General features: G+C 57.1%; 18 protein-coding genes. 14 read left to right on the forward strand and 4 right to left on the reverse strand.

The window, feature by feature from the left end; all coding sequences use genetic code 11:
- Positions 1-29: 29 nt before the first annotated feature.
- Entirely contained in the window at positions 30-272 is a 243-nt protein-coding gene (locus DFLDMN_RS23650; RefSeq protein WP_423200305.1) for a hypothetical protein, read from the reverse strand.
- An 86-nt stretch (positions 273-358) separates the two neighbouring features.
- Positions 359-1,024: a SagB/ThcOx family dehydrogenase gene (locus DFLDMN_RS23655; protein WP_423200306.1), complete on the reverse strand. Its 666-nt coding sequence runs from the start codon at positions 1,022-1,024 to the stop codon at positions 359-361.
- 189 nt (positions 1,025-1,213) lie between these two features.
- Here DFLDMN_RS23655 and DFLDMN_RS23660 point away from each other — a divergent pair, with 189 nt between their 5' ends.
- On the forward strand, positions 1,214-1,480 hold the full coding sequence (locus DFLDMN_RS23660) for a hypothetical protein (protein ID WP_423200307.1): 267 nt from the start codon (positions 1,214-1,216) through the stop codon (positions 1,478-1,480).
- A 40-nt stretch (positions 1,481-1,520) separates the two neighbouring features.
- Complete coding sequence (locus tag DFLDMN_RS23665) at positions 1,521-2,396, forward strand: LysR family transcriptional regulator (RefSeq protein WP_423200308.1); 876 nt, start codon at positions 1,521-1,523, stop codon at positions 2,394-2,396.
- A 90-nt stretch (positions 2,397-2,486) separates the two neighbouring features.
- Here DFLDMN_RS23665 and DFLDMN_RS23670 read toward each other — a convergent pair whose 3' ends face one another.
- The gene (locus DFLDMN_RS23670; RefSeq protein WP_423200309.1) at positions 2,487-3,509 is read right to left on the reverse strand and encodes a sensor domain-containing diguanylate cyclase; all 1,023 of its coding nucleotides are present in this window, start codon (positions 3,507-3,509) and stop codon (positions 2,487-2,489) included.
- Positions 3,510-3,594: 85 nt separating this feature from the next.
- Complete coding sequence (locus DFLDMN_RS23675) at positions 3,595-3,984, reverse strand: Cro/Cl family transcriptional regulator (RefSeq protein WP_423200310.1); 390 nt, start codon at positions 3,982-3,984, stop codon at positions 3,595-3,597.
- A 118-nt stretch (positions 3,985-4,102) separates the two neighbouring features.
- On the opposite strand from DFLDMN_RS23675, the gene DFLDMN_RS23680 reads away from it, so the two are divergent.
- The 12 genes from DFLDMN_RS23680 (at position 4,103) to DFLDMN_RS23735 (ending at position 15,187) form a co-directional block, all read left to right on the forward strand.
- Positions 4,103-4,225: a hypothetical protein gene (locus tag DFLDMN_RS23680; protein ID WP_423200311.1), complete on the forward strand. Its 123-nt coding sequence runs from the start codon at positions 4,103-4,105 to the stop codon at positions 4,223-4,225.
- Between the two features lie 157 nt (positions 4,226-4,382).
- Positions 4,383-5,483 (forward strand): replication initiation factor domain-containing protein, encoded by a 1,101-nt coding sequence (locus DFLDMN_RS23685; protein ID WP_423200312.1) that lies wholly within the window; start codon positions 4,383-4,385, stop codon positions 5,481-5,483.
- Positions 5,476-5,757, forward strand: a complete 282-nt coding sequence (locus tag DFLDMN_RS23690) for a hypothetical protein (RefSeq protein ID WP_423200313.1) — start codon at positions 5,476-5,478, stop codon at positions 5,755-5,757. Before DFLDMN_RS23685 ends, DFLDMN_RS23690 begins: the two co-directional genes overlap by 8 nt.
- 156 nt (positions 5,758-5,913) lie before the next feature.
- On the forward strand, positions 5,914-6,102 hold the full coding sequence (locus tag DFLDMN_RS23695; RefSeq protein WP_423200314.1) for a major capsid protein: 189 nt from the start codon (positions 5,914-5,916) through the stop codon (positions 6,100-6,102).
- A 3-nt stretch (positions 6,103-6,105) separates the two neighbouring features.
- Positions 6,106-6,435, forward strand: a complete 330-nt coding sequence (locus DFLDMN_RS23700; protein WP_423200315.1) for a hypothetical protein — start codon at positions 6,106-6,108, stop codon at positions 6,433-6,435.
- A 79-nt stretch (positions 6,436-6,514) separates the two neighbouring features.
- On the forward strand, positions 6,515-7,843 hold the full coding sequence (locus DFLDMN_RS23705; protein WP_423200316.1) for a virulence factor TspB C-terminal domain-related protein: 1,329 nt from the start codon (positions 6,515-6,517) through the stop codon (positions 7,841-7,843).
- Complete coding sequence (locus tag DFLDMN_RS23710) at positions 7,843-8,109, forward strand: DUF2523 family protein (RefSeq protein ID WP_423200317.1); 267 nt, start codon at positions 7,843-7,845, stop codon at positions 8,107-8,109. The genes DFLDMN_RS23705 and DFLDMN_RS23710 overlap by 1 nt, the downstream gene beginning before the upstream one ends.
- A complete protein-coding gene (locus tag DFLDMN_RS23715; protein WP_423200318.1) occupies positions 8,106-9,188 on the forward strand; it encodes a zonular occludens toxin domain-containing protein in 1,083 nt (360 codons plus the stop codon). Before DFLDMN_RS23710 ends, DFLDMN_RS23715 begins: the two co-directional genes overlap by 4 nt.
- A gap of 235 nt (positions 9,189-9,423) precedes the next feature.
- Entirely contained in the window at positions 9,424-9,696 is a 273-nt protein-coding gene (locus DFLDMN_RS23720; protein ID WP_423200319.1) for a hypothetical protein, read from the forward strand.
- Between the two features lie 1,106 nt (positions 9,697-10,802).
- Entirely contained in the window at positions 10,803-12,824 is a 2,022-nt protein-coding gene (locus DFLDMN_RS23725) for a hypothetical protein (RefSeq protein ID WP_124684261.1), read from the forward strand.
- 24 nt (positions 12,825-12,848) lie between these two features.
- Entirely contained in the window at positions 12,849-13,856 is a 1,008-nt protein-coding gene (locus DFLDMN_RS23730; protein ID WP_124684262.1) for an ATP-binding protein, read from the forward strand.
- Between the two features lie 578 nt (positions 13,857-14,434).
- The gene (locus DFLDMN_RS23735; protein ID WP_137924358.1) at positions 14,435-15,187 is read left to right on the forward strand and encodes a hypothetical protein; all 753 of its coding nucleotides are present in this window, start codon (positions 14,435-14,437) and stop codon (positions 15,185-15,187) included.
- Positions 15,188-15,596 lie beyond the last annotated feature (409 nt).

Below are 15,596 nucleotides of genomic sequence, written 5' to 3' on the forward strand. Positions count from 1 at the left end.
ACGGTCGAAACCGCTGAAACCGGCGACGACTATCGCAACTCGTACTCGCGCTTCATTTCACTGGTGACCGCCTTGACGGTCGCCAGACATGCCGGCGGAACCGCTGGAAACGACTCGATGGTCCAGTTACAGCCATTGTTGGCACCCGCGTCCACGCGCTGCGGCAACGGCACATCGCAGTCGCGGAAGGCGTCGCGGAGGTCGGCATTCTCCTGCAGGCGCCGCAGGATTTCATTGCGGATTTCCTCCGCACTGCCAAGATGCTTGATCATGATGATGTCTCCTTGTGGAATAAAGCGCCGGACGCCATATGCGCGTCCCTTTCTGGCTCCCTTGCCGGGCTCCCTTGCTGGATGCGCTAGACCGTGGACCCATTGGGACTCAGCGGGTAGCCGACCGTCTGCGACAGGATCGGCTCCTCGTCCTCGTTCAACGCCATGTGCTCGGCCAGCAGACGCCGGTTGAGCCAGCCGCGCACAACGGCACCCAGCCCGGCCGAGGCGCAGTAGAGATACACGTTCTGCACCATGGCACCCGCCGCGGCCGCCGCAAAGGTGTCGCGCAAGGTGGCCGGCATGTCCTGCATGCGCCCGTGGTTGGCCACGAAGATCAGGTCCAGCGGCGCCATGCCGACGAAGTCCTGATACCCCGTCATGCTGCGCAGGTCCGCCGCGCGCTTCAACGTGAGGCAATGGTGCAGCGGGTCATAGCGATAGAGGCCGGAGGGTAACGCGGCGTAGACATCGATCACCACCGCGCCGTGCGGTGATGGCGCGGTACGGCCACCTGCCTGCGCGCGGTTCACGCCTGCCGCCGCCCACAGCAGTTCGCTCAGGCGCTGCAGCGGCAGGGGCTCCTCGCCAAACTCACGGGTGCTCATGCGCTGCCATAGCGCCCCCATCAACGGCAGGCCGTTGGTGCGGTCAGGCTGCGGCAGGGCGATCACCCGCTCGCTTGCACCGGTGGCAGGGCGCGGCAGCAGGTCCTTGATGGGTTGATAGGAGATGCGCTTCAGTTCGTCCATGAGATGCTCACAGTTGTTGCGGGGAGCGGCGCTGGCGGGAAGTCCGTCGCGCCTGCATGGACGAATGTAGGTGCTCTCCCCAGTCATGCATTGCGCTTCGTCAAAGCGCGGCCATCGGGTGCAGGCCTACGTATAGTGTCTGCACGAGATCTCCTCAATCGGCGGAGGGCCAGGCCGGTGGCCATGGCTATGAAAAATGAAGCCCATTTCGAAAAATGGGCTTCGTCAGTTCTGCGTAAGGACTGGTGCGCAAGAATGGCGTCTGACACCGATTCGCTTTTTGTGACGTGGCGAATCTCCTGGGCAGCTCATTTCCCGGCGTCGGAGAGTGTCTCGCGCGAGCCGTTGCGCCACAAGAAAACCTTTTTTATGGCGGTAGAAATATTTTTGATGGCGGAATCCGGGAGCTCGGAAACCGAGGCCCAGTATCATGAGCGACACATCAAGGCCGCTTGATGCCGCGCCCGGGAGGGAACCGGCGCCGAACACGCAGCACATGAAAAAGCACTTCAAATCCGAACAGCTCCGCACTTTCCTGGTAGTCGCGCAACTGCGCAGCTTCACCCGGGCAGCACAGGTTCTGCATCTCACCCAGGCCGCGGTCAGTGCGCAACTTCGTCAACTGGAGACGGAGGCTTCGGTAAAGCTGTTTGCGCGCACGCCGGGCTCGCTCACGTTGACCCCCGCCGGCGAGACCTTGAGGACATATGCCCAGCGGATCCTCGAGCTGCACGAGCAGGCGTGGGAAGAGCTGGCATGCGAGTCCAGCGAAAACATACTGCGGGTAGGCACGCCGGATGCGTATGCGAGGCTGATACTCCCCGGCGCACTGCGGGCGCTCACCGAACAGTTCCCGAAGGTGCGTGTCGACATTGTTTGTGTCCCGACGCTTGAACTGGGGCGCCGGCTCGAAAGCGGGGCGCTGGACCTTGCGGTCGGCACCTGCTGTCCGCAGTTTCCCGGCCCACCGATCTTCCACGAGGCATTCGTATGGGTTGCACTTGGTTCTGCCATCGGCCTGGCCGCACAGCGGCCGATCCCGCTTGCGCTGTTCGAGATCGGATCGGTGCCACGATCGCTGGTGGCCGAAGCGCTCGGCACGGCGGGCATACCTTATCGCTGTGTCTATGCGAGCCCAGACACCGCGGGAATACTGGCTTGCGTGCAAACCGGAAGAGCGGTCGCGGCAATTCCTGTGCACTCCGTGGGCGGTGATCTTCGGATCCTTGGCCGCGACGAGAATCTGCCAGACCTCCCGTCGCTGGCGCTGACCGTGGCAAACGGGCGCACGCCCAATCGTCCCGAAAAGGAGGCGCTGATGGCGCTATTGACGCGACGCGTAGCGGTCAGTCTCGGAAATCCGCTTGCATAGCGCGCGGACGCGGGCCGCCGCTTGATTCAGGGTCCGCGCGGCGTGGCCGGACGCCGCCGCCTACAGCGTGCCCCGCTATAGCGCTTCCATCTACAGCACCACCACCCGGTTTCGTCCAGCGGCCTTGGCGCGATAGAGCGCACGATCGGCGGTTGCAAAGGTGACCTGGCGCGTCAGGTCCGAGCTGCCGGCGCGTTGTGTCACCGCGGCCCCGATGCTGACGGTGACGACGCCGGTGGGGGAGTGCGCGTGCGCGATCGCCAGATCCAGCACGCCTGCGCGCAGTCCTTCCAGCGCGGATTCGAATGTCTTGCGCTGCAGGCCGCAATGGGAAACGCCGAATTCGTCGCCACCCAGACGTCCCGCGATCATGCGGTATTCGTCGGCCACGCCCTGCAGCACGCTCGCCACCTGCCGCAGGCACTTGTCGCCAGCCTGATGGCCATAAGTGTCGTTGTACTGCTTGAACCAGTCGACGTCTACCATTGCGGCACCCATCTCGACTCCGTCCGCGGCAGCGTCCCACGTCCGGCGGATGCTGTCCAGCATGTGGCGCCGGTTGAACAGACGGGTGAGCGGATCAATGGCGGTGGCGGTCCGCAACCGCAGATCGTTCTCGATCATGGCCCGCAAATGATGGAACACGTCCGCATGCCGGTGCGAGAGGCGATCCGGCATGGCGTCCATGGCGCAAAGCGCGCCTACGATGCTGCCGTCAGGCCCGCGTAGCCGCAGCGCGGCATACGAGCGGACAAACGGCACCGAGTTGACCAGCGTGCAGTGAAGAAACCGGCTGTCGGAGCGAGCGTCCTCGACGATGAACAGATCGTCGGAGTTGACCGCGTAGTTGCACAGGGACTGCCGGCGCAGGACGGGCGGCACGGACAGGCCGACCTCAGCCCGGAAGTGCTGATGCTCGGCATCGAGCAGCAATACTGTTGCAATGGATGCCCCGGTGGCGCTCTTCAAAATCGCCGTGGCGTGTCGAAAGCATTCCCGCATGACCTGGTCGTCATGAAGCAGCCATTCCAGCGTTCCGTGGTCTGCCGGACCGGAACAGAGGTCGACCTCGGCGGATGAGTCGGGCGTAAATGGAAGGGGGCCTTGGTTCAAGTTCAAGTGCGGTCGGTGGGAAGGCAAACCTCCAAATCAACGGACTCGCGGGTGAAATCTTGAGTTGTGGTTGGATATCTTTTATTTAACATAAGATGGAGTGCTCGGCGCTGCTCGTGGCGCGGGCGCTGGCTTGCGCGGGAGTGGGTGATACAAAATTTGTGGCAAGCGCGATTAGGACGGCGAGGCTGGCCGGCGTCGCGCTACCCGCCATCCTCCGGGAAAAAACCTCCCACAAGGACCGCTGGCCAGCGCGCTCGGCGCGGTCCATATCGGCGGCCATGATGATCGGCAGCGGATTGTCCATATCCAGCGCTTGCGCGACCTTCAGGCAAACCTCGTTGTTCATGAAATTGCGGCCAGTCCTGTAATGGCTGATTGCGCTCTTCACTAAGCCCAGGTGGCTCGCTAGCTCTGCATCATTCTTTAGGCCGTGTCGCTCGATCACGGCGTCTAGGTATTGTGCGCTTCGCATGTCTACCCCTCGCAAGTAGTAATTGACTTGGTTACGGTCATAACTTAGGTTACGGCCATAACCGGTTACGGGCATAACCGTAACCGAAGCATATCCGGTAAACCGCGAGGGGTAAACGATGGCCGCATTTGTGGGCGTGGTGGTGGGGGTAGCAGTGCCGGCACTGATCGCCGTGCCTGTGGGCCGCTGGATGGCCGACATGCTCGCCGGCGCGATCCTTGGCGATGTGTGGGGCGCCTGATGGTCAAGCTCGGTTCTGTTCGCGTTCATGTCTTGCCGCTTGAGCAGCGGCCCCTCCCTGCATGGTTGGTGCAGCTTCGCGCGGAGCGCGAGGTAATGGCACGTCGTGCCGCGCGCCGTCATGTGTCCGGCGATGTCCGCGTCTACCAGGTGAAGTGATGGCAATTCGTGTCGATCCTGAAACCGGAGAGGTTCTTGGCGGCGCTGTTGGCGTATCGCTCGCAGAAGCTGTGGGTCGGTCGTTGGGCCTTGAGCCGACCGCCGGCCCATCCCCCCGTCCTGTAACACGGGGGGAACTTGATCTTGCCGAGGGTATCGAGGGGGTTAAAACCAAGATCGATTGGTTGCATGCCTCGTGGGAGATGAAGGGCGCCGAGGGCGATCCGGTTTGGGTGCGCGACATGCTTTTCACCGACCCGGCGTTTCGGTTCATCCGCCGCGATGGCAAGGGGCTATTCGGTTTCGCGGAGTCGGAAGACATCATGTACCCGGTCGGCGGCGAACTGCAACGCGTTGCGGTGATCGCGTGGGGCGGCCTTGGCAGGCAGGCCAACATGGGCTTCTTGCAGGTCACTGGCACCGGCTGCAACGCGCTGCATCTCAACGATGACCGCCTTGACCGGGAAAACCTGCGTACCGTCTTGCGCTCGATTGAAGCCACCATCACGCGGCTCGATATCGCCTTCGACACGGAGGCAATCGGGGTGCTCGACTGCTGGGATGCCTACCAAAGCGGCATGTTCCAGCGTCAAAGCGCACGGCCTTCGTACGATCAGGCTGGCGACTGGTTAGAGCATCAGGGCAGGGGCCGCACGCTCTACATCGGCAAGGCCAAGAATGGCAAGCTGATCCGCTGCTACGAAAAGGGCAAGCAGCTTGGTGATCGCGAATCGCCCTGGCTGCGTATGGAAGTCCAGTGGGGTAACCGTGACCGCGTGATTCCTTATGACGCGCTGGTGGACACCGATGAGTACTTCGCTGGCGCAGCGCCTTTTTTTTCCACTGTCTTGGCTTCTATCCCGCGCATGGTCAAGACGATTTCTAAGGGCGCGGCCATCGTTGCGCGAAAGCTTGCCGGCCACGCACGGGATGCCTACGGGCGTTTCGTCAACCAGTTGGTGATGGCGAAGCTGTCTGCCGACGACATTGTTTCTGTGTTGCGCCGAGAGGGCGCACCTAAGCGCATGGTGCCATTCGTGCTAGACGGGCCGGGCACCTTCTTTCCCAGTGGGTTTTTCGAGGAGTTAAAGCATGGCTGACGGTATCAAGGTGGGCGCTAATCAGGCGCTGATTATGGGTCGCGTGGAGGAAGTCACCGCGCTGGAAAACGGGGGCTTTGACACGGCCATCGCACTGCCGGCTCCGGATCAGTATTCGTCGCCGTCTTTCATGCATGTCTACTCGGACAAGCGCATCGGTCAGAAGGGTGAGACGGTGCAGCAACTGGTCGATCTTCGCGGCTTCCGGCAGCGGATTAACGGCAACAAGGGCGTGTGGGTCAAGTACACCAACACGCTGCGCGCTGTGCAGTGATGGCGTGCCGGGGGCGGGGGTGGGCGCGCCACGCGCGCCTCCCCGACACGGCTGTGGGTGTCTGCGGCTCCTGATGGGGATTCGCAACGATTTCTCCCGGGGTGGGCCTGAACAACCCGCCTCGGTTTCTCAACCCTCACTACAAGGGGAACGTTCATGAAGAAGAAGCTTGCTGCTCTGGCCGCTCTGCCGGCTGTTTCGATGGGTTCCGCCATGGCTGCTGTGCCGGCGGATGTCAGCACCGCGCTGACCGACGCGAAGGCGGACGCTTTGACGGTGGCCGGTCTGGCGCTGATTGTCATCATCGGCATCGCCGCCTTCAAGTACATGCGCCGGGGCGTCTGACGCATGGACGGGGCACTGGTCGGCGGGCGTTGCTACGCCAGCCAGGACGCTGCTGCTGATGCGTATTACAGCGCAGCGGCCCCGGCGCAGGCTCCGGGGGGTATCTCGTACCTCTCGGAGTTTGTGAAGGTTTCTGGCGTGTGGAAGCTACGGCGGTATCAGGTGGCGAGCAACGGTGACGTTGCGATGCTGACCGACGCCACGGCGCCGGCGCTGTCATTTCCTGCCTGCGATCCTGCGGGCGATTTCAAAGACGGGATGACGATGGGGTGGGGCGTCGTGGCTGCTATGGCGGTCGCGTGGGCCATCGTCGCGCTTCGAAGGGGCATTTGATGCTCGCTACTGAATTCTGGCTTTGGGCCGGGTTCCTGCTGCCGGTGATGCCGGCAGTAATCATTTTCAGGGTGCTGTGATGCGCGCGCTCGTGCTAGTGCTGCTGTCCCTCCTTGCTGGCGTGGTTCATGCTGCGCCGGTGCCGATGCAGGTGGGTGCGGCTGTGGCGCGCTCGGCTGTATCCAGCACGTCCTACGTTACGACGGCCTCCGCTACGTCTTGGGCTGGCGCGGCCTATAACTCGGCCATGACCGCGTCTGTTGGTGGTCGCGCGGTGACGGTGCCGGCGTCGTGGAGGATGGCTGCTAATGCCGGTCAAGTTGCTGTGGCGGCTGTACGGTCCAATCCTGCGGGGCTTGCTGCGAGCGTGGCGCTCAGTTGGTTGCTCGACTATGGCATCCAGAAGTGCGCGCAGGGCGGGCTATGGTGTACGTCGCCTCAGGAGGAACAGGCGCCTAACGGGAAGCCCTATCCTGCGTCTGATGGCTGGTTCGATTGGGCGTTCAACTTGGGCAACGGCAATTACGCGGGCGGGACTGCTGGCGGTTGGGCTGAGGCCTGTGCTAAGGCGGCGCCTATGTTTGCGGCCGCAATTGGTGCGAACCCTTCTACAGCTATCGGTACTCCTGGCACCTTTAGGAATAACGTGGTTGCAGGTTGCAATTACGTGAACGGTTCTGTCGTCCGTGATGCCGCGTTCAACGTGAATGTGCATGCTGGCTGTAAGGCCGGCGATTCGTTGAGCGTGTCGACAGGTATGTGCATCCCTGCCGGGTACGTGCCTGCGGGGGAATCGCGGCCTGCTGTCGATGCTGATTGGTCAAGGGTGCAGCCGTCCACGCTGCCTGATGCTGTGCTTAACAACCTCGCCCGCGACGGGGTGTTTCTGGATGTGTCGCCCTCCATCAATACCGCACGTCAGACGGTGCCCATGTCTGACCCGTATATCGACCCGGTGACTGGCAAGCGTTATCAGGACGTGGCCTATGTCACGCCCAATGCCGACGGCAAGACTGCTGATGTGCAGGTTGGAAAGCAGGAGGTGGATGCTGAGGGCAAGCCTGCTACGGATGCCTCTGGCGTAGCTGTTGCTCCTGTCGAGCAGAAAGACCCTTGCGTGGGACATGAGGATCGGCTCGGCTGTATGAAGTTGGATGATCCGCCGCAGGGGCCGAATCTCGAAGATAGCCAGAAGACGATTTCGATTACACCTGACACGGGGTGGGGCGCTGATTCGATGGCGTGTCCGGCCGACCTGACAACGGTGACGCGCACCGGCGGTGTGGCGTTGGCCTTCTCTTTCAAGCCGGTGTGCGATGGGGCGGACATGTTCCGGCCTGTGATCATCGGTATGGCGTGGGTGGCTGCTGTGCTGATCGCGCTCGGTGTCGGGCGGAAGGGGGATTGATGGGTGCATTCCTGATGGCGCTGGCTGCGCCGCTGGCGCGCCAGGTGCTCGTGTCGCTCGGCATCGGGCTAATCACGTATGTCGGGCTCGATACAGCCGTCTCCGGCGCGCTCGCTGCGGCGAAGTCGAGCCTTGGACAGATGCCCGCCTCGGTCGCTGCGATCCTCGCGCGTGGCGGCATTTTCACGGCCATGTCGATCGTTGCCGGTGGCATCACCGCGCGCATGTCGATGATGGTTCTTAAACGCATGGGACGGGTCGTATGAGCGCAACGCAACCGATTACGCTGATCACCGCCACGCCGGGCGGTGGCAAGACTGCACTGGCGGTGCAGTTGATGAAAGAAGCGGTGGACAAGGGGCGCCCGTTGTTCGTGATGGGCATCCCTGAGTTGAAGCTGCCGTACATCCCCACGCCGCCGGTGGCGGAGTGGACCGAGCTGCGAGAGGATCCGGAGAACCCCGGTCTTCAAATGCCGTACTTCACCTTCCCGGAAAACTCGTTGATCGTTCTGGACGAGGCGCAACGGGTGTTTCGGGTGCGGCCCAACGGGGCGAAGGTGCCCGACCAGGTGGCGGCATTTGAGACGGTGCGGCATACCGGCGTGACGTTCATCCTTATCACGCAAAACCCGGCGTTTCTTGACTCGCATATCCGCAAGCTGGTGGGGCAGCATGTGCACCTGCGTGACGCGGGGCTGCTCGGGCGCTGGTATTACGAATGGCCGGAGTGCGCGAACCCAGAGACGTTTAACACCGCACCGATCAAGAAGAAATGGTCGCTACCGAAGTCAAGCTTCGGGCTGTACAAGTCATCGAGCCTGCATATCAAGCGCCGGTATTCGGTGCCGCCTGTGATGCTGATTTTCCTCGCCTGTATCCTGCTCGCCGCTGTGGCGGGCTGGCGTGTGTATTCGGCCATCGCCGCGAAGGTCGCGCCGGCGACGGCTACGGCGACGGCGCAGATGTCGTCGCCGGGGGCATCTTCGCCGGATCTGCCGCCGGCGGTGAAAGCTGCCGCGCCGCCAGCGCCTAGCGCGCAGTCGCTTGATGGGGCTGAATACCTCGCTGCCTTCGTGCCTGCCGCGCCGGGCATGCCGGAATCCGCGCCGGCCTACGCGGGACTGCGCCAGGTCAAAACGATGCCGATCATTGTCGGTGGGGCGTGCAACGCGACGCGATGCAAGTGCTACACCCAGCAGGGCACCGATGCGGGCTTAGACAACGGGCAGTGCCGGACATGGCTGCAGAATCCTCGCTTCGATCCATACCGCGAACCTGAGGGCTCAGGAAGGGCGCCCGAAGGCGCTGTAGCGTCTTCAGGGGGCAAATCCGAGGGCGTCTAGCGTCAGGAGTGTCAGCGCGCTTGTCCGCACGATAGAGCGCGACTGCAATAGCCTGTGCTCGTATCGGTTCCGCCCTCTAAGGGCACTCCGCTGACCGAGTAGCGGGTCTCGCGATATCGTCCATCGATAGGCGCAGGTCCGTCTCAAGAACGCTCCCTCCATGCAAGCCAGCTACGGCGTCAATCCCACCGATGCTGCATCTAGGATCGCGTGCACTCGACCGTAGACCTTCCGCATGACCGATGATGATCTGAGCGCTGTGGCGCGCGAGATTCGCCACCTGTACTTCTTCATTCGAACCCTTCGCCGCGGCGTCAGCGATGCTCCAAGGCTTCGCTATTACAGACTGATCGCTGCCCAAAAAAAACGCCTGCACGAGGCAGGCGTTTCAAAGCGAGAGGTGCTGGACTTGCTGGCGTGTTGCCGCTCAGGACGGTGCCAGTTTCGAGAGTCAGACGACGAGAAAAGTGATGGGGTAAAATCTGATAAGAATTATCTACTTACGTAGACTTTGTCGCTGCATTCAACACATATTTTCGTCTTTTTTGGGGATGAAATATTCTATCGGTTCTACGCCGAAGATGTAATTGTGTGTCTTTTTCGGGAGCGACCGCAGCCGTTGTCATGCTGCCTATGTCTCCGCTGGCGTGTGAGCGCCGCCTACCCGCCCCTACCTCCCTTGAGCTTGCAGGCAAACGGCGAAAGCCTTGGTTCTGCGCTCTTGTCTCAGAGCTCCTAGTAATCGCCTGCAGTTCATGGAGTTCATTCCGCTCCACTCCACACATTGTCCCCGCAACCGAAAGTATTTTTTTGGGGAAAGTCCTTGGGTTTAAATGCGAATTTTGCGATTTTCTGATAATAAAAAATATTAAAATTATGCGCACTATGCAACCAGTTTCATAGGGTTACTGATACCGTTATCTACTCACAAAATTTTCTACCATATATTCTCCAAGACTCGCCGTTGTGACTCATCATGTATCACGCCGCAGACCAGCACAGATTGAGCCCGGCTGAATTTGTTAGAAATCCAAATCGCGGCCACGCGTCGGTCTATTTTTTTGATTCCCCAAAAAATGATCGTCGCTTTGGCATTTTCGGCGTGGTTGCATTTTCGCATTTATTGCTAGCCGAAGGAAATCCTGAAATACTGTCGTATCTTCCATCCAGGCCACCAAAAGAAAAATCTGAAAAAAAATACAAACAAACAGTTGATGTTTTATATCAGTCTGGCAAGACGGAGTGTTGGCACTTCAATCACTCTAGGAACGGGGAACCCACGCGACACAAGAATAGGATAACCAAGACCGAAGGCGAAATCCGAATGGCGCAATGGCTGCCCCATAATTGGATGTTGCTATGTTCCTATCGAACACGCGTTAGAGGAGCTATAGACCCGAATCCCAGGGCCCTCCCAGGATTAATTAGCGCCAGAAGTAGCTTCACGCTCCAGGAGGTTCTCGCACTAGAAGATTGTGATCCCGCACACTTACTTGCTAGTGTGGCGCGCTACTTGGCAAACGGGAAACTTAAAACCGAACTTCGTACTAGCGCATTTCACCGACGTTCCCTTCTAGAACGGGTTGAATAATGGGCGGGGGCGCGCGGAGATCGTTGATTCAACAATATCACGGTGAGCTTGTCGACTGGCCCCATCCCGATATCACCGTTCTTGACGATGCGACTCGTCGAACGTTTCTGAATCGAAAGCTTGCCGTTGAGTTATATGCTGCCGATATTCCCTACGGTGAGATTCAAGAACAGACAAAATTCTCGCCAAACGAAGTGAGGCGCTTGCTCCGACGATGCGTGGCATCAGCAGGGGAGGGGTGTATTGTAGGATTTTATGCGTTGCTTCCGAGTTTTCGCATTAAGCCTTACTTCAGAACGAAACCCATTATTGCGAAGCATCCATTGGCCGATCAACGCTCTAGTGGTTACGCTGGCGCGCTGGCGCAGTTATTCGAAAAGTTTCCTGATGTCAAGAAAGATTTAATACAAAAATTCTTTCTGCAGCCGGATAAACAAAAGAAGTCAAAAAATAGCCGTTCGCCGCAGTTAGGGCCGCAGCCTTATATTGAAATACATGGCGAGTTTCTTTCTGAATTACGGACAAAAGGGGTTGGAGAGAATGAATGGCCCTTCCTGACGGAAGACAAGGGTAGACGATCCCTTTTGCGCTTCCTTCATTCTTTGAAGAATGAAAGATCAGAGCGTGCGGTAAAAGCCAGAATGGGTGCTGAGGCGACTAACAATCTAGGACATGGTATGGGTCCTAATGCTCTCATATCGCCACTTCTCCCGTTTGCAGTCGTAGAGCTTGATTACACAGTTATTGATATTCCCACTCATGTTAGGGTGATTGATCCCAACGGTACAGGGCATTTGATACCTATATCTCGTTGGTATCTAGGGTTGCTGGTCGAGGTAAAAACAAGCGCAATTTTGGGCGCACATATCTCTCTGGAAGTTAACCCGAGCGCCGATTGTGCGTTGCAGACGATGTTGAGCAGTGTGCCTGTCGTGTTAGACGCACGGAATTCTGGTGACGTTCGCATTGAGGTACGTAGCACCAATATGGATTTTGTTGCACGCGGCCCCACCTTGATATGCTCGTTGATACCGCAGTTGGCAGGGCAAGCATTCAGTTTGCTTAGGGTGGATAACGGTTGGTGCAATATTGCAAATGATTTTGTAAATAACGTTATTGATGTATTTGGTTGTGCCATTGAGTTCGGCCCCCCACGTGCCTGGTGGGGAAGGTCGTTAGTCGAAAGGATCATTGGGGTTTCAAAAGAACGCGGAGAGCATCGCCTGAAGGCCACATACGCGTCGGGCCCCGACGATGTTCGCCGGCCCCCCGATGTCGAACAGCTCGGTTTAAATGACGGAATCGACCTTGATTTTGTGGTCGATATGTTGAATGCCGTTGTCCGTGAACATAATACTATCTCAACCGGTGATCGACTTAATGGTGCAACTGTAATTAATGTTCTGCAAAGATTCGTAGATAAGCATGAGCTTCTATGGGTTCCACAGCCTCTACCAAGATCTATCAATTCAAATGATCGACTCCTTATGCACCGACGAAAGGTGGAGGTTAGGGGAGAATGGGGCGTCCATACGCGTAGGCCGTACATTAATACGGCATACTGCCGATATACAAATCCTCGTATCGCTTCTGATTTTTCTATGATAGGAAGAAAAGTGTTTGTCTACATCAATCGTCTCGATGCGAGAGAGGCATGGGCAAGTGACGCGGAAACTGGCGAGAATTTGGGCAAGCTATACGGTGAGGAAAAATGGGAAAACTGGCGATGTGCATTGCGGGTCAGAGAACTGGTAGGCGCAAAAGCAAAGGGACGGCCCCGAGGCCGGAGCCCCGATATTTATGCTAGATCCGGAAAAGTAGATTATGAGTTTGTAACGAGCGAAAATAGCGGCGAAAATATCGGAAAAAAAACTGCGCTTGCGATAGCGAAAGTAGCTCGGGATAGCTTTACTGGTTCGAAATCAGCATCCCTAAAGCCGGCCGAAGAAGATAACCACAATAATAATGTTGGGAGTGATAACGATCTGCTTCCAAATATAAATCCGCGCGGAATATTCAAGCTGGATTCGGGGAATAAGAAATGATTGCGTGCGATCGTGGAGAAAGAAATGGATGAGGGTCATCTTCGAGCATTAATGCTGCAGCACCCGATTATATCCAAGAAGAGCAGAGCGGAATCACCATTATGGACACTCCCGATATCGAATTTTTATGACAACGCCAGAACTTTATTGTTTCTCAGGCAAAGTTTTTTCATAGAAGAGATCGCTGGCGAGGGAAAAACCATCATGATGAATGTCCTTCGTGAGCGGTTACCAAGAGATCTCAGCGAAATTCACGTACTCTCTTATAGAGGCTTAAATAGGGAAATATTTTCTCATGGTGGATTTGTGAGGGATTTGCTTTATACGGTTAATCATGCTGCTCTTGATGGAAATTCATACGAATTAAGTCGGAGATTGATTAATGACATTGTGGCTTCTGCACTGGAGACTAATTGGAAGCTAATTGTGATGCTGGTTGACGAAGCGCAGGCCCTTCGTCCTATAGATTTCGGTTTTATCAAAGATCTGCATAATGAATTAGAAGAGGTGAGGATTGATTTCGTCGTGATTTGTTGTGGCGAGTCTCCAAAAATTCGTGAATTATTCAGAACCTTATCCAGTGAGCAGCAAATAGGCTGCCTGGATCGGTATTTTAGGCATCGGCTGAGACTCAGCGGATATGGATTGGAAGAGCTGCAAGATCTGCTTGAGGTGATCGACGTGAAAAGATGGCCGACGGATTTTGGACCAACATGGACAGAATTTTGTTTTCCACTCGGATATGCCTCTGGCTTTCGCCTAGCTAATCAAGCCAGTTTATTTTGGCAGGCAATGAAGGAGGTACATCTTATAAGAGACGATAAAATATCAGAACCAAGTCAAAATGGAAAATTGCTTTCGAGGCGTATTTTCGATGCTCTTGGGTTTTTAGCGTTTAAGGGTATGGATAAAGATTGCCCAAACTTCGAGTTTCCAAAGGAAGATTGGCAGAGTGCCGCTAAGTTTGCAGCTAAATCGGCCTGGGATGAAAAACCGGATGCCACGGATAGACCAGACTGCTCTCAAGCTTAGGCATGAAAGACGCTCACTGGTGCGGTGGTGGATTAGATTCGATACCAAATGAGTCTTCATTCGGGTATTTTCATCGGTTGTGTTGGCTGAATGCAGTTGGCATGCAAGCCGCAATGAGGTTACTCGATGCTCCGAATTTTCCCACGCGCACGCAGACTTTTTTCGGCAAGCTGAAACGAATCCGCCATGTCATAGAGCGAGTTAACTTCAATAGTACTAGGTTTCCAGAGGAGCGTTCGCTGGTGGCTGGGGAGGTTTCAAATTTGTTGGGCGCCATTTTTACTAGTCGCCTTAGATTTTGTCCCGTTTGTTTGGAGTCCGGATATCACTCGATCTGGTTTCAGTGTAGCAAGTTAGCGCGATGCCCGATTCACAATGTTGATATACATGATCGTTGCATGAAGTGTAGTAGCCTTCTCTCCGATATAGGTATTTTGGAAAACTTCAGAGAGGCGCTTCATTGTCCGGTATGTCACTGTGCATTATCGGGGGCGCCCCTTAGTCCAGGAGTTTTTGTCGAAAGCTACCTCCACGAACATCGAACCCACGTAAAAATATATCGACAAGCATTCTCTACGTTGAATGAGTGGGTAGAGGATGTCTCCGCTCGCGGTGACAGTTGGATCGCCTACTCCAACGTCGAAATATGGGCCGCGGATGCGGAATGTGCCTTTGCGATTGCATGTGCGCTGGCAAAGCCTCCGGAGATATTGGAACGGCCATCATGCAACGGCGTAGCCCTGTTCTGGCAACGACATTTGGCGGGAAATATGTCATTCGTGCCTTTGTTTACTATTAGACGGCGCGAAGACGAGCTTATACGCGTTGTCTATTGCTGCACTTTGCGGCTTCTGCGTTCTTATGCTGCGGGTATTGCGAGCTCCGGGAGGGTTCCGCTGAAGCAATTTGTCGTCTTCAGGAAGGGCGACGGAATACAAGTCAGCACAGGGGATGCACGAGTACAGGCCTACCTGCTGCTACGCTATTTTGTGGAACAACCTGCCAATAGTGTTATCGCGCTTGATTCAGCAGTAGAACAGGTGTCGCCAAGTAGAGATTTGGGATGGTTTCTCTCCAGGGACGAGAACTCGAGAGCATCGACCCGAGCAGGAATTCTATTGGCGTATGCGACAATGCATCGTGCGATTCGAGAAGCAGCGACCTCCGGATTTGTGAAATGGGATCGTCTGATCGAACTGGTACAAGGTGTCGTCATGGCCCATCAATACTCGGAGACTGTCGAGCGGGGAGTCGTAGTATTCCGGATGCCCGTGGGAATGCCTTTGGCTCCGTTTCGGCCTTTGCCGAATCTTCCCCGCATTTCTGCGTAAGAAATCTGAAATCGGGCATCGCACGGTGGTGGTCGGAGTCATGCGCCAACTCGCCAGCAGCGAAAGCACCTTGAAAGCGGGAAAGCCAGCACGCCCCTTATGATCCCGAGAGGGCGTGGTCGGACCTTCAACGGGCCGATATTTGAGGCTGTGTGGCCGAAGGAAGCACAGTTTAGACGTCCGGCCGTTTCTCATGAACTCGCCGGGCTTTGCGTCAGTGCCGCTGCAGCGTTTCGAGCTTCCTTGGCGGGTATCCGCCATCACTTTGTTTTCGTTGGAGGCAGGCTGGAACGAAAACTAGTTCCGGAGGTAGCGAATGTCACCCGATCGGCAGCGATGTCTTGCCTCGAACTGTTATGGATTCTGTGCGGGCCAGCTTCTCCAGGGCATACCGACCAGTAGGCCGAGT

Origin of the sequence: Cupriavidus sp. H19C3, assembly GCF_049393815.1 — a bacterium.
Lineage (GTDB): Bacteria > Pseudomonadota > Gammaproteobacteria > Burkholderiales > Burkholderiaceae > Cupriavidus.